14 protein-coding genes and 1 tRNA gene are annotated in these 12,643 nt (G+C 62.5%); 6 read left to right on the top strand and 9 right to left on the bottom strand.

All coding sequences use genetic code 11. The features are described from left to right. Nucleotides 1-17: 17 nt before the first annotated feature. Nucleotides 18-923, bottom strand: coding sequence for a biotin synthase (locus ACFQ95_RS07745; protein ID WP_422830266.1), 906 nt, complete (start codon nucleotides 921-923; stop codon nucleotides 18-20). 75 nt (nucleotides 924-998) lie between these two features. On the opposite strand from ACFQ95_RS07745, the gene ACFQ95_RS07740 reads away from it, so the two are divergent. Further along, the gene (locus tag ACFQ95_RS07740; RefSeq protein WP_422830265.1) at nucleotides 999-1,715 is read left to right on the top strand and encodes a ComF family protein; all 717 of its coding nucleotides are present in this window, start codon (nucleotides 999-1,001) and stop codon (nucleotides 1,713-1,715) included. Nucleotides 1,716-1,751: 36 nt separating this feature from the next. Then, nucleotides 1,752-2,222: a tRNA (cytidine(34)-2'-O)-methyltransferase gene (locus ACFQ95_RS07735; RefSeq protein ID WP_422830264.1), complete on the top strand. Its 471-nt coding sequence runs from the start codon at nucleotides 1,752-1,754 to the stop codon at nucleotides 2,220-2,222. Between the two features lie 54 nt (nucleotides 2,223-2,276). Here the strand turns inward: ACFQ95_RS07735 and ACFQ95_RS07730 are convergent, their stop codons facing one another. Further along, nucleotides 2,277-2,918, bottom strand: a complete 642-nt coding sequence (locus ACFQ95_RS07730; protein WP_422830263.1) for an AAA family ATPase — start codon at nucleotides 2,916-2,918, stop codon at nucleotides 2,277-2,279. A 105-nt stretch (nucleotides 2,919-3,023) separates the two neighbouring features. On the opposite strand from ACFQ95_RS07730, the gene ACFQ95_RS07725 reads away from it, so the two are divergent. From ACFQ95_RS07725 to ACFQ95_RS07715, 3 genes are all read left to right on the top strand, one after another. Then, nucleotides 3,024-3,689 (top strand): NAD(P)H-dependent oxidoreductase, encoded by a 666-nt coding sequence (locus tag ACFQ95_RS07725; protein ID WP_422830262.1) that lies wholly within the window; start codon nucleotides 3,024-3,026, stop codon nucleotides 3,687-3,689. 9 nt (nucleotides 3,690-3,698) lie between these two features. Then, entirely contained in the window at nucleotides 3,699-5,540 is a 1,842-nt protein-coding gene (kefC, locus tag ACFQ95_RS07720; RefSeq protein WP_422830261.1) for a glutathione-regulated potassium-efflux system protein KefC, read from the top strand. A gap of 106 nt (nucleotides 5,541-5,646) precedes the next feature. Continuing rightward, nucleotides 5,647-5,722: transfer RNA gene (locus ACFQ95_RS07715), tRNA-Gly, on the top strand. A gap of 148 nt (nucleotides 5,723-5,870) precedes the next feature. Here the strand turns inward: ACFQ95_RS07715 and ACFQ95_RS07710 are convergent. The 6 genes from ACFQ95_RS07710 to ACFQ95_RS07685 form a co-directional block, all read right to left on the bottom strand. Further along, a complete protein-coding gene (locus tag ACFQ95_RS07710; RefSeq protein WP_422830260.1) occupies nucleotides 5,871-6,626 on the bottom strand; it encodes a sulfite exporter TauE/SafE family protein in 756 nt (251 codons plus the stop codon). Between the two features lie 79 nt (nucleotides 6,627-6,705). After that, a complete protein-coding gene (locus tag ACFQ95_RS07705) occupies nucleotides 6,706-7,944 on the bottom strand; it encodes an FtsX-like permease family protein (RefSeq protein ID WP_422830259.1) in 1,239 nt (412 codons plus the stop codon). Then, nucleotides 7,938-8,621 carry an ABC transporter ATP-binding protein gene (locus ACFQ95_RS07700; RefSeq protein WP_422830258.1) on the bottom strand — a complete coding sequence of 228 codons (684 nt, stop codon included), beginning with the start codon at nucleotides 8,619-8,621 and terminating at the stop codon, nucleotides 7,938-7,940. The genes ACFQ95_RS07705 and ACFQ95_RS07700 overlap by 7 nt, the downstream gene beginning before the upstream one ends. A gap of 14 nt (nucleotides 8,622-8,635) precedes the next feature. Continuing rightward, a complete protein-coding gene (locus tag ACFQ95_RS07695; protein WP_422830257.1) occupies nucleotides 8,636-9,079 on the bottom strand; it encodes a hypothetical protein in 444 nt (147 codons plus the stop codon). Nucleotides 9,080-9,089: 10 nt separating this feature from the next. Next, complete coding sequence (locus tag ACFQ95_RS07690; RefSeq protein ID WP_422830256.1) at nucleotides 9,090-10,850, bottom strand: alkaline phosphatase; 1,761 nt, start codon at nucleotides 10,848-10,850, stop codon at nucleotides 9,090-9,092. Nucleotides 10,851-10,965: 115 nt separating this feature from the next. Then, a complete protein-coding gene (locus ACFQ95_RS07685; protein ID WP_422830255.1) occupies nucleotides 10,966-11,187 on the bottom strand; it encodes a hypothetical protein in 222 nt (73 codons plus the stop codon). Nucleotides 11,188-11,335: 148 nt separating this feature from the next. On the opposite strand from ACFQ95_RS07685, the gene ACFQ95_RS07680 reads away from it, so the two are divergent. Further along, nucleotides 11,336-11,770 carry a DUF1841 family protein gene (locus ACFQ95_RS07680; RefSeq protein WP_422830254.1) on the top strand — a complete coding sequence of 145 codons (435 nt, stop codon included), beginning with the start codon at nucleotides 11,336-11,338 and terminating at the stop codon, nucleotides 11,768-11,770. 106 nt (nucleotides 11,771-11,876) lie between these two features. On the opposite strand, the gene ACFQ95_RS07675 is transcribed toward ACFQ95_RS07680, so the two are convergent. Then, nucleotides 11,877-12,491 carry a c-type cytochrome gene (locus ACFQ95_RS07675; protein WP_422830253.1) on the bottom strand — a complete coding sequence of 205 codons (615 nt, stop codon included), beginning with the start codon at nucleotides 12,489-12,491 and terminating at the stop codon, nucleotides 11,877-11,879. Nucleotides 12,492-12,643 lie beyond the last annotated feature (152 nt).

Raw genomic sequence — 12,643 nt, 5'->3', positions numbered from 1 at the left:
CCGACGCATTCCCCCCCTCAATTGCCCCCAGGTTTTCCCCTAGTGAGCATCTCGCGCATGTCGCGCAAAGAGATCGCGCTTTGGGCATCGACGCGCAGTTTTGGCTTCGGCTTGAAGGCGTGGCCATAGATCAATTCAAACGTCATCGACAAGCGCCCCTGCTGCGCGGCATCGGCCAGACGCTCGGTCAGCGCGGCCTCCAGCTTTTGCCGCCAGCCCCGGCCACGCAGGGCCGGGAAACGCTGGGGCTGCAGGTTGCGGCCGATCTCACGCAGCTCCAGCAACAGACGTGCGGCGCCGGTATAGGTCAACTCTATACGCTCCATGTCCATCACGGGTTCGGCGAAACCGGCGCCAACCAACATGTCGCCCCAATCGTGCATGTCCGTGAACTCGTGGCTGGGCACGGGCCAGCCCATGGCGGCATAAACCTCGCGCAGCTGATGGGCGGTGTCGGGGCCCAGGCAGGAGAACATCAGGAACCCATCGGTCGACAATGCCCGGTGCCACTGGGCGATCAGCGCCTGCGGGTCGGCCGCCGAATGCAGCTGCATATTCGCCCAGACCAGTTGCACGGCACCGTCACCGGGCCGCTCGGCGCGTTGTGCGGGCGCCCTCCAGCGGCCCGGGGTCCACCACGGCTTAGCTACCGATTTAATAGCTTGCTGCGCTTGTTCCACACGCTCTTCCACCACAAAACACTCAGCCTCCGGGTAACGTGCGCTGATCAAGGCGTGGGCCTTGAGACCGCCACGCACGGGCGCCCAATGTGCCCAGGCCTGTGGCTTCATGGTGATCCACTGCAGCCGCTCTTCCATGCGCCGGGCGACTTCTTCGTGCAGCCACGGCGAGTCGGCGGTGGGCAATGCGGCCCAACGGGCGGCGGCGGCGGGATCGATGCTGGGGGGGCGCTGGGTGGACATGGAGAGACCGAAAGACAAGCCCGCCAAGTGGAACTCTGCGGCCTGAAAAGCAAAGCTGCCGAGTATATTGAGTCCATGTTCCGCGCGCTCATCCAGAGGCTGTTCACCCTAGGCGGCGCTGGGCTCCCCAGCCAGTGCGCCATCTGCCATGCCTGGCCGCGCGACCCCTTTTGCAGCGACTGCAAGGCCCGGTTTGTGCGCCCCGCGCAGCGCTGCCGCACCTGCGCGCTGGCGCTGCCCGAGGGCGTGGCGCAATGCGGCGCGTGTATCCGCGAGCCGCCGCCTCTGCAGCAATGTCTGGCCGCCGTGGACTACGCCTACCCCTGGGACGAATGCCTCAAGCAATTCAAGTTTCGCGACCAGGTTGGTGCCGCCGCCAGCCTGGCCGCGCTGATACAGCAAACCCCGGGTGCGGCGGCAGCCCTGGCGCAAAGTGATCTGCTGCTACCCATGCCGCTGGCCGCCGAACGCCTGCGTGAACGTGGCTACAACCAGGCTTTGTTGCTGGCGCGCCAACTCGCCCCGGATAAAACCCGGGCCCAGTTGCTGCTGCGCATACGCCACACCCCGCCGCAACACGGGCTGACGCGCGCCCAGCGCCTGCGCAATCTGCGCGGCGCTTTTTTGGTGGAGCCGCTGCAGGCAGCGCAAGTGCGACAAAGGCGCATCCTGCTGGTGGACGACGTGATGACCACCGGCGCTTCATTACACGCCGCCGCCCTGGCCCTGCGCAGCGCTGGCGCGGCCAGTGTCGGCGCGCTGGTCGTGGCGCGTACGCCGATCCACTCGTAGGACAGCCCCCCGCGCCAGTGCGGCGAAAATAGCCGCATGTTTCATATCGTTCTGGTCTCGCCGGAGATCCCCCCCAACACCGGCAACGTCATCCGCCTGGCCGCAAACACCGGCTGCACCCTGCACCTGATCGAGCCGCTGGGTTTTTCCATGGAAGACAAATACATGCGCCGCGCCGGGCTCGACTACCACGAGTACGCCGAAACCCGCCGCCATGCCGACTGGGCCACGTTCCTGGCCAGCGAGCAGCCGGCGGCCGACCGCATGTTCGCACTCACCACACGCGGTACGCGGCGCGTGCACGACGTGGCCTTTCAGCCCGGCGACTGGTTGGTGTTTGGTTCCGAGACCCGCGGCCTGGCGCCCGAATTGCGCGAGAGCTTTGCACCCGAGCAGCGCCTGCTGCTGCCCATGCGCGCCGGGCAACGCAGCCTCAATTTGTCGAACGCGGTGGCGGTCACGGTATTCGAAGCCTGGCGACAATGCGGCTTTGGTTCCGCCGATTGAATAAATTGCTATTAATTAAATAGCAAACCACGCAATACCAGAGGGCATCAGAGGCTATCCATTGGCAGGACTTTTGGATCCTGCATCCAGCCATTGGCAAAGCGGCACCCACTGCTCCAGATCTTTGCTGACGCGGCCTGGTGCCACGTCAAACAGTGTCAGCCCACCGGCGGCCAGATGTACGTAGTTCTGGGTGTCGCGCAGATAAGTGAGCACCGGCACCTCCAGTCCGCTGGCGTAGTCGCGCAGCTTGTCGGCCGACAGGGTGCGGTCGTCCACCCGCATGCCCACCAGGGCAAGCTTCAGGCCCTCAGCGCGACGGTTCTCGAACACCTCGTCCAGAAATGTGCGGGTGGCAAAAATATCGAACACGCTGGGCTGCAGCGGCACCACCATGTGGGTCGCCAGCTTCATGACCTGTTTAAACGTCTTGCCGTGCAGGCCGCCGGGTGTATCCAGCACCACATGGGTAGTGCCCTTGGGTGGACGGGCGATCTCGTCGTCGCCCAGGTCCCAGGTCTGAATGGGGCGTGCGCTGGGTGGCCGCAGGCCTAGCCACAGCTTGGACGACTGCTGGCGGTCGGCATCGCCCAGCATCACGGCATGCCCCTGCGAGGCAAAGTACCCGGCAATATTGGTAGACAGCGTCGACTTGCCCGCGCCGCCCTTTGGATTGGCCACCACCACAACCTGCATGTTCGACTCCTGACGTTAGAGGATTGAATCAGCCCGAGTATTTGGTACTTTTCTGTCCCAAAACTGCGTTATGTTAGCGAGATGCCTGAACGCGACACCCTCTCCATGTCTTCTGAACCCACCGCCCATGATCGCCAAGCGGACGCTGGCATCTACCTCATGGCAGCCCACCCCGACTGGCGCAACTCGCGTGTGCTGCACCGCTTGCTCACGGCCGCACGCGCCCTGGCCATCACGGAAGGCATGCCGGCGCTGGACATCCACGACCTCTACCACAGCTACCCCGACTACAGCATCGACGTCGCCGCAGAACAGGAGCGCATCGCCAACGCCAAAATGGTGGTGTTGATGCACCCTATCCAGTGGTATTCCATGCCGGCGCTGCAAAAACTATGGATCGACGAAGTGCTGACCTACGGCTGGGCCTACGGCGCCGTCTCCACCGGCACGGGAGACAACTCCTCCGCGCCGGTGAACGCGCCCGGCACCTCGCTGCGCGGCAAGAAGCTATGGCTGGTGGCCACCACCTCGGCCGCCCAGGACGACGCCGGTGTCATAACCGAACAAGACGCGGACGCGCCCTTTCTGCCGCCCTACCGGCAAATCGCCGCCGTTTGCGGCATGACTTTTTTGCCGCCACTGGTGCTGCACAACGCGCAATCGGCCGGGCAGCAACAAGTCAAGGAACACATAGAACTGTTCAAGAAAAAACTCGCGTATTACGGCCGCGCCGCCACCGGCATGGACCACACACCGCCGCCCGTCCTTTAAGAAATTTTCATGGAATCACACATTCCCTCCTGGCTGCTCAACAGCCTGATCTATCTCAGCGCGGCCGTGGTCATGGTGCCGCTAAGCCAGGCTCTGGGGCTGGGCTCCATCATTGGCTACCTGGCCGCGGGCATCGCCATCGGCCCCTGGGGCCTGGGCTTGGTGACCAACGTCGCCGACATCCTGCACTTTGCCGAATTCGGCGTGGTGCTGATGCTCTTCTTGATAGGCCTTGAACTCGAACCCAAGCGCCTGTGGAGCCTGCGTAGACCAATTTTTGGCTGGGGTACGGTGCAGGTCGCGGGCTGCGCGCTGGCGATTTTTGGCGGCGCCTATGTGTTGGGCGCGAGCTGGCAGGTGGCCTTGGCGGCGTCGCTGGGCCTGGCCTTGTCGAGCACAGCGATTGCCATGCAGGTGATGTCGGAGCGCAACCTCTTGGGCACACGCAGTGGTGAGGCGGGGTTTTCGATTCTGCTGTTCCAGGACGTGGCCGCCATTCCCATCCTCGCGCTGATACCGGCTCTGGGCAGCATGACCGCCGCCTACCACGACCCCGACCTGACACACGACTGGCTCGACGTGGTGAAACCGATTGCCGCCATCGCCGGCGTGATCCTCGGCGGCCGGCTGTTGTTGCGCCCGGTGCTGCGCTGGATCGCGCGCAGCCACAGCACTGAAATCTTTACCGCCGCGGCACTGCTGCTGGTGGTCGGCACGGCCGCGCTGATGCATGTGATTGGCCTGTCGATGGCGCTTGGCGCCTTTCTTGCCGGTGTGCTGCTGGCGGAGAGTGAATACCGGCGCGAACTGGAGACCGACATCGCTCCCTTCAAGGGCCTGCTGCTGGGCCTGTTCTTCATGGCCGTGGGCATGAGTGTCGACTTTGGCGTGCTGCTGCGTGCACCAATGATGACCGCCTTGATCCTGATCGGCTTCCTCGCCGCCAAGTTGCTGGTCATCTATGCGCTGGCCAAGGCCATGAAGCTGCCGTTTCAGGAGCGGCCGGTGTTCACGCTGCTGCTGGCCCAGGGTGGCGAGTTCTCGTTTGTGGTGTTTCAGGCGGCGACCAATGCCGGCGTGTTTAATGCCGAGCTGAACTCACAACTGGTGGCAGCCGTGGCGCTGTCCATGCTGCTCACCCCCTTGCTCCTCGTGGCGGCGGACAAGTTGCTGCTGAACCAACTGGCGCAACGCGGCAGCGGCAAAAAGCTGGACGAAATCGCCGAACCGCAAGAGGCGCCCATCATCATTGCCGGCTTCGGCCGCTACGGCCAGATTGTCGGGCGCACCCTGCTGGCCCAGGGCATTCAATGCACCGTGCTCGACCACAACGCCGATACCGTGGAGGCCATCCGCAGCTTCGGCTACCGCGTGTTTTATGGCGACGCCACCCGACTTGACCTGCTGCGCATGTCCGGCGCCGAAACGGCCAAAGTGCTGGTGGTGGCGGTAGACGATGTGAACCAGAGCCTGCAAATCGTCGACCTGGCACGCGAACACTTTCCACACCTGAAGATTGTTGCCCGCGCGCGCGACGTGCCGCACTGGGGCGACCTACGCGACCGGGGTGTAGTGAGTGTCGAGCGCGAGTTGTTCGAGTCCAGCCTGCGCAGCGCGCGCTCGGTGCTGGAAGCTCTGGGCCACAGTCCCCACGCCGCACGGCAACACGCCATGCGCTTTCGCCGGCACAACCTGGCCTTGTTTGAACAGCTTTACCCGCACCGCAACGACCGCGCCAAATCCATGGCCGTGGCCAAACGCGGCCGCCAACAGCTGGAAGAGCAAATGGCACAGGAACGCGCGCTGGCAGCCGAGCTGCGCGCGGCCCGCGCCGAGCGCTGGGATCAATAATTTAAGATTTTTTTGTGCATTTGTTGATTTCGCCATTTTTCAACATATAATCTGAGGCTTGCCGGATCAGATACAAATCTAGATTCAGCAAAATGCGAAAGCATATGCGGGAATAGCTCAGTTGGTAGAGCGCAACCTTGCCAAGGTTGAGGTCGAGAGTTCGAGACTCTTTTCCCGCTCCAGAATTTGGCAAAAAGGGAAGCTTAGGCTTCCCTTTTTTATTGCCCAAATTTTGCTGCAAGGCCTGAAGCCAAATCGGCAGCTAACGCTTATCCAATAAGCGCCAGAAGCTACCGATTCAATAGCATCCCTGTTTGGCGCTCCCGAGTCTCACACCAAGCTGTCCCACAGCAACTTGCAGCCGGTGAGCAACATGCCCAGGTACAACAAGCGGTAAAACAGCTTCTGGTCTATCACCTTGGCGATGCGCACACCCACATAAACGCCCAGCGGCGCCAAGGGCAGCAGCGCCAGCGAGGTGGCGAAATTACGCATGTCGAGCAAACCCAGCCAGGCGTACGGAATCCACTTCGACAAATTCACGCAAAAGAAAAACGCCGCCATGGTGGCCGCAAAGTCCACCGGCGACAGGCGTAATGGAATCACATAGGCGTTCACCGGCGGCCCACCCGCATGGGCGATGAAACTGGTAAAACCCGAAGTGGCAGTGCACAACGCGCCCACCCAGCGGGGCGGCGGCGGGCTATCCGGCCGGGGCGGAAACAACAGCCGCTGCGCCAGAAACAATAATGTGAACGCGCCCACAATGCCGGCCACCATACGCGGCTCCAGCACCTTGAACAACAGCGTGCCCACCAGCGTGCCCAGCAGCCCCCAGGGGATCAAAAACTTCAGCAGCTTGGCATCGAAGTGGCGCCGGTAGGCATGCAGCCCCAGCAAGTCCATCACCAGCAACACCGGCATCAGAATCGCGGCGGCTTGTGGCACCGACACCGCCAGCGCCATCATGGGCACGGCCAGTGAACCAAAGCCGGCACCAAAGCCGCTTTTGCTCACGCCCAACAACAACACTGCGGGAATGGCCACGGCGTAAAAGCCCCAATCGGTGATCAACGGAAACGACACCTGTGCTTACCTTCTTTGGATGAGGACAACACACGTCGCCCGAGCCAAGAAGTCTAGCCTTAAGAACGTGTTGACGTCGTCAACCGCGCAGAGCGCTCGCCGGGGATTGCCGGTACGCCAGCACCGCAGGCACAGCCGACACCAGTGCGGCCACCAGCAGCAACCCAACCGCTGCCGCCGCATCACCCGCCACAAACTCCACGGGCAGATGCACGCCAAAGCTGCCAGTGAACAGCCGCGACAAGTTCCACGCTGCGGCAAAGCCCAGCGCATAACCCAGCCCCAAGCCCAACACCACCAGCGCCAGCAACTCGCCCCACACCAGTGTGAACACCGCCAGGCGTGGCGCACCAAAGGCCCGCAGCGCGCCGATCTGCCGGCGCCGCTGGCTCACGTGCACCACGGTGACCAACACCACCGCTGCCGCCACCAACACCTGTGCGCCCAACGCGACCCAAGACAGCACCAGACGTGCATCGCCCAGTGTGCCGTAGAGCTGCGTCAGCACTTCGCCGGGGAACACGCCCACCGTGCCTTTGCTACTGCTCGCGCGGTACTCGCCGCGCAGGCGGTAGGCGTCGGCCACGGTTTTGGGTTTGACCACGATGGCGGGCAGGCCGGGTGGCGCAGCAGCCTCGGCATGTCCGTGTTCATCGTGATCTTCATGCTCCTCTTCATCACCAGCGTGATGATCGTGGTCATGCCCACCCTCCCCCATGCCATGTATGCGCCACACGGCCTCGATCGGCACCAGAATGGCCCGGTCCCAGGCCGTACCCGTGGGCGGCAAGCGGCCCACCACGGTGTAGCCCGCACCCGCATGTTCATGCCCGCCCTGGTTTGACAAGCCATGCATGGGCACCACGCGCTCGCCCATGGTCAAGGGTGAAGCGGAACCCACCACCGCCTCTTGCAGCCCCGCAAACCAGCGTCCCTCGCGCGGCTGCCGCTGACCACCCATGGTCAACAAATCTGGCGTGGTGCCAACAATCGGCTGGTCCAGAAAGAAGTCGCCAAAACCCACGGGTGCGGCCCAGGCCACACGTGGATCTTTTTGCAGACGAGTCAACACATCACCAGGCATCAACGGCAAGGCCGCAGGCTGCAAAAACACCGATGACAACACCAACTGGGTTTCGCTGCCCGCGGCGCCCACCACCAGGTCAAATTGGTCTGCGGCACGTGCACTGCCCAGGCGCAAGGCGCGCTCCTGCAAGGTCACGGTCACGCCCAGTGCGGTGGCCAGCGCCACCAGCAAAACGACCACCAAGGCACCGGCCCACATGCGGCGTAAATCGGCCCACATAAAACTCAGCATGTGGCGGCCTCGTTTTCCAGCAAGCGTCCATCACGCAACGTCAGGATGCGCTGCATGCGTGCCACCACACGCGGGTCGTGGCTCACCACCACCAGTGTGGCCAACGCGGACTGGGCCAGCGACAGCAGCAGCTCGACCACGGCCGCGCCGCTGTCGGCATCCAGGCTGGCCGTGGGTTCATCGGCCACGATCAGGCCGGGCGAGGCCAGCAGCGCACGCGCCACGGCCACACGCTGCATCTGCCCGCGCGACAAGGTTTCTACAAACTGCTTTTCACGCGTGATGCCGACCTGCGCCAGCAACTCCCGCGCACGCGCCACAAACAACTTGGCGTGGCGCGGCTGACGCAAACGCATGGGCAGCAACACGTTGTCGAGCGCACTCAAACCAGGGAACAGATGGAAGTCCTGCATCACCAGGCCAACGTGGCTGGCACGCCACTGGTCACGCTCAGCTTCGCTGAGGCGTGCGATGTCGGTGTCTTGCCACAGCACGCTGCCGCTCTGGCCCATTTGCAGGCCCGCCAGCACATTCACCAAGGTGGTTTTGCCCGAACCCGAGGGGCCGGCCACGGCCACATGTGCGCCCGCAGGCAGGTCGAGCTGGTCGATCGCCAAAGCCGGCACAGCCAAGCCGGAAAAGCGGACCTCAAGCCCGCGCACAGACAAGGACAACATGATTCAGAGACGATTTAAACGGACGAAAATTTCGCCCCGGTGAGGCGCACCAGGCTAACAAAGCCGGTGGCCGGGTCGGTCCACGAACCCACCTCGAGTTTGCCTGTTACCCGGATCGGCGCATTGTTCTGCACAAAGGTCTGGCGCTCGGTGAGATAGACCAACACGATGTTGTTCGGCCAGTCGGCATCGGACGAACAAAACGGGCACAGTGCCATAGGCACTTCGGTCAACACGAAGAACATGGCCTCGGCCTTGAGCGGCGGCGCCATGAAGCCCTGCATGCTGACCGTCTGCCCTTTCAGCGCCTGGGTTTTCGCTGAAAACGACAGGCCCAGCACACCGACCTTGCCATACATCTCGCGAAAACCCAGCGTGTCGGCGGCAGCACGCACCCGTGTGGCACACCACGCCAGCCCCACGGCCAGGCCCTGCGCCAACAGTTTGCGCCGCTGCATGCCCATGGGTTTACTTCTTCGGCGCCTTGGTCGCTTTGGCCTTGGCAGGTGCCAGCGCCAAGGCATCGGCCAATACGCGGTACACGTCGCTTTCTTCCATGTAGCCACGGAAGCCTTCGGTGCCCGGGCCCGTGGCCTGCAGCACCACGTCGTCCACCGCGTGCACAGCGGTGTCCTGGTCGCGTGGCAGGTTGCCTTCACGGAACACTGCGCCGGGCACCGATTTGTAAGCCTCGTTGGCGACGTACTGCTTCTTCTCGTTTTGCACGGCGGGCACATTCATGCCGTCGAGCTTGGGGCGGAAGGTCTCGTAGTAGTCTGGGAAGTTGTTGGCGAAGTACATCAGGCGGCGCGACACGTTCACGCTGTCGGGGTAGCCATCACCCTTGTTGTAGGTGTAGTTGGGGAAGCCGGCGGCGGCATAGGTGCCGACCTTCTCACGCATTTCGCTGCCGGGTTTGTTGTCGTCCACGGTGCCGATCAACGAGGCGCCATGGGTGTGGTCGCCGGTGACCACAATCATGGTGTCGGGGTGCTTCTTGGCAAACTCGCGTGCAATGCCCACGGCCTTGTCGAACTCTATGGTCTCGTAGACCATGCGGTCCCAGTCCATTGGGTGGGCCGACTTGTCGATCGACGCACCTTCCACCATCAGGAAGAAGCCGTCCTTGTTTTTAGACAGCACTTCGAGAGCGGCCGTGGTCATGTCTTCCAGACCAGGCTGGTCGGGGAAGTCAGGCACGGTGCCCTTCTTCAAGTCCTTGCGGTCGAGGATGGTGTCCATGTTGCCGGGGTTGAACAGGCCCAGCAGCTTGCCCGTCTTGGGCGCGGCCAGCAACTCGGTGCGGTTGGTGGCCAGGTTGTAGCCCGCGTCCTTGAAGGTCTTGATGTAGTCGATGTCGTCCTTGCGCTTGGAGCCTGGCGTGCTCTTGGGCAGGAAGTAGGCCGAGCCACCGCCCAGCATCACTTCGGGCGAAACCTTGTGGAACATGCCCACGATCTCGGCCTTGTCGGAACGCTTGCGTGTATGCGACACCACGGCGGCGGGTGTTGCGTCTTCGAGTTCGGCGGTCGACACCACACCAATGGACTTGCGGCCGGTGCGGCGCAGCGCTTCGGCAATGGTTTCCACCTTGGGGTCGTCCAGGCTGTCGGGCGTGCGGTCGGCGTACACGCCGAGTGCGTTGATGGCCGACTTGTGGCCCGTCATATAGGCCGACATGCTGTTGGCGCTGTCCACCGCGATAGAGTCGGTGGACGAGGTGCCAATGAAGGCCATGCGGTCCAGGTCGTCCATGTTCAGGCGGCCGTTGGCCTTGCCTTCGGTCACACCCTTGGACATGATGCGTGCGCCGGTGCGGAACGACACCGACAAACCATCACCCAGCAGGAAGATGATGTTCTTGGCCTTGGGTTTGGTCGCCGTGCTGTAGACGTCCCAGCTCACTTGTTTGCGCACACCAGCAGCCTGGCTGATGACGTTGTAGGCGCCGGGGCTGTTGATCACCACGTCGCGCAAGATCAGCGCCGAACCCTGGGCACCCTTTTCTTTTTCGACATAGGTGGCGCGGCCACCCAGCAGTTGACGGTAGTCCTGGCCGTTGATGGTGACCTGGATGTCGGACTCGGGCACCACGCCGTCGAACTCGACCTTGAAGTCAAAACGCGAACCGGCCAGGATGGTGGCGCGGTCCAGTGGGTAAACAGTGTCCGCGTGGCTCACACCCGAAAACACGGCAGCGGCGGCCAGCGCCAAAATCGACAAACGCATGAAAGCTCCAAAACCTCCGCAGGCTGCGGAGTACATGCGTTAGATTAAGTCGGCAGTGTGACAGCCGTGCGACAGCGTGGGGGCAAACCCGCGGCATGCCGGGCCAGCATGCTGCTCAGGATTTGCGTGTGCCCGCCACCAGCATCAAGGCCCCCGCCACGGCGGCGCCAATGCTCAGCCACTGCGGAATGTTCACCGACTGCTTCTCCTTGACGGTGAGTTCCAACGGCCCGATCTTGGCGGCAGTGCTCTCCTTGGTGAAGTTGAAGCCGCCGGTGAAGAAGCCAACCAGGCCGCCGACGATCAAGACGATGCCAACAATGCGAATGGCGTTCATGGTGTATCCCTCAAGAGTAGTGTTTGTGTCGGCCAATGTAGGCGCCGCCTGGCGACCGCCGCGTAGGACGCCACCACCGCGCCGCGCCAGAGTGCGGCGCAAAACGCCAGCCCAGCACGGGAAAAGGCCTGCGTGCTAACCTGCCGCCATGTTCAATCCTTCACAAGCCGACGTTCGCCGCTTTTTTTGCTCTGTTTACGATAAAAACAAGACAGGACAAGCGATGGAAGCTATTGAAATAATAGCTAGCCAGTGGATAGACGAGCACCCCGAATACCACGCCGAATTGCAGGACGTGGACGCCGCCCTGGCCAAGATGGCCGAGGTCAGCACGGTGCAGGAAAACCCGTTTCTGCATTTGTCCATGCATTTGTCGCTGAGCGAACAATGCTCCATAGACCAGCCACGTGGCATTCGCCAGGCGGTGGAGTTGCTCACGCGCCGGCGCGACTCGCTGCACGACGCACACCACGAAGCCATGGAATGCCTGGGGCAAATTCTGTGGGAAAGCCAGCGTGCCGGCCGCCCGCCGGATGGCGACGCCTATGTGGACGCGGTGCAGCGCCGCGCCACGCGCGACTGACACCGCCACCGATTGCCCCAGCCCTCCCATTCCCCGACTTCCCCCGCCCCATCAAACACAAATGCCCGCACGAAGCGGGCATTTGTGTTTTGGGCTTGAGCCGCCTTTAGCGGAACGGCTTCTCGGGCACCACTTTCAGCTCGGTGTCCAGCGTGGACAGGTAGTTGGCCATGAGCTTCAACTCAGCATTGGAGAACGGCTTGGCCACACCCGCCATCACACCATTGCTGCGGCCGATTTGTGCATTGCCAGCCACCTTGTAGGACTTCAAGGCGACAAACAGGTAGTCGGCATGTTGCCCGGCAATCTTGGGATAAGCCGGGTCAATCGGCTTGGAGAAGTTATCACCATGGCAGGAGATGCAATTGCCCTTGGTCAACAACTCAGCCACCTTGGCCGATGGCTCGCGCGATGGCTTGGCAGGAATGGCGGGCGCGCCTTCCAGCACACCGTTGGCGCTGTAGTACGCGGCCACATCGGCCATGTCCTGGTCGGTCAGCGAGTCGGCAATACCGCGCATCGAGGGGTGCTTGCGCTCAGCCGCACGGTAGGCGCTGAGGGCAGACACTATGTATTTGGCGCTTTGTCCCGAAATCATGGGCACTTTATGGACCTCGGGAAAAGTCGCCTGGTAGCCCTTGATGCCATGGCAGCCAATACACATGGCTACCTTGGACTCACCGGCCTTGGCGTCTCCCTTGATCTCTTGTGCACTAGACATGGCGGCCGCTGTTGCAACAGAAACCGCGAACACCGTGGTCAACAACTTATTCTTCATTTTTGCGAGCACAATCTAGAGAAAATCTTGCCTCTGATCAGCCTTCGATTATATCGATGAGTCTCTTTCAAGCACCTAGGGATTTGCCTGCCGTA

This window comes from Variovorax sp. HJSM1_2 (assembly GCF_049316285.1).
Taxonomy (GTDB): domain Bacteria; phylum Pseudomonadota; class Gammaproteobacteria; order Burkholderiales; family Burkholderiaceae_C; genus Rhodoferax_B.
Note: the sequence above shows the minus strand (reverse complement) of the source record. Positions and strands in the feature narration are given on the sequence as shown.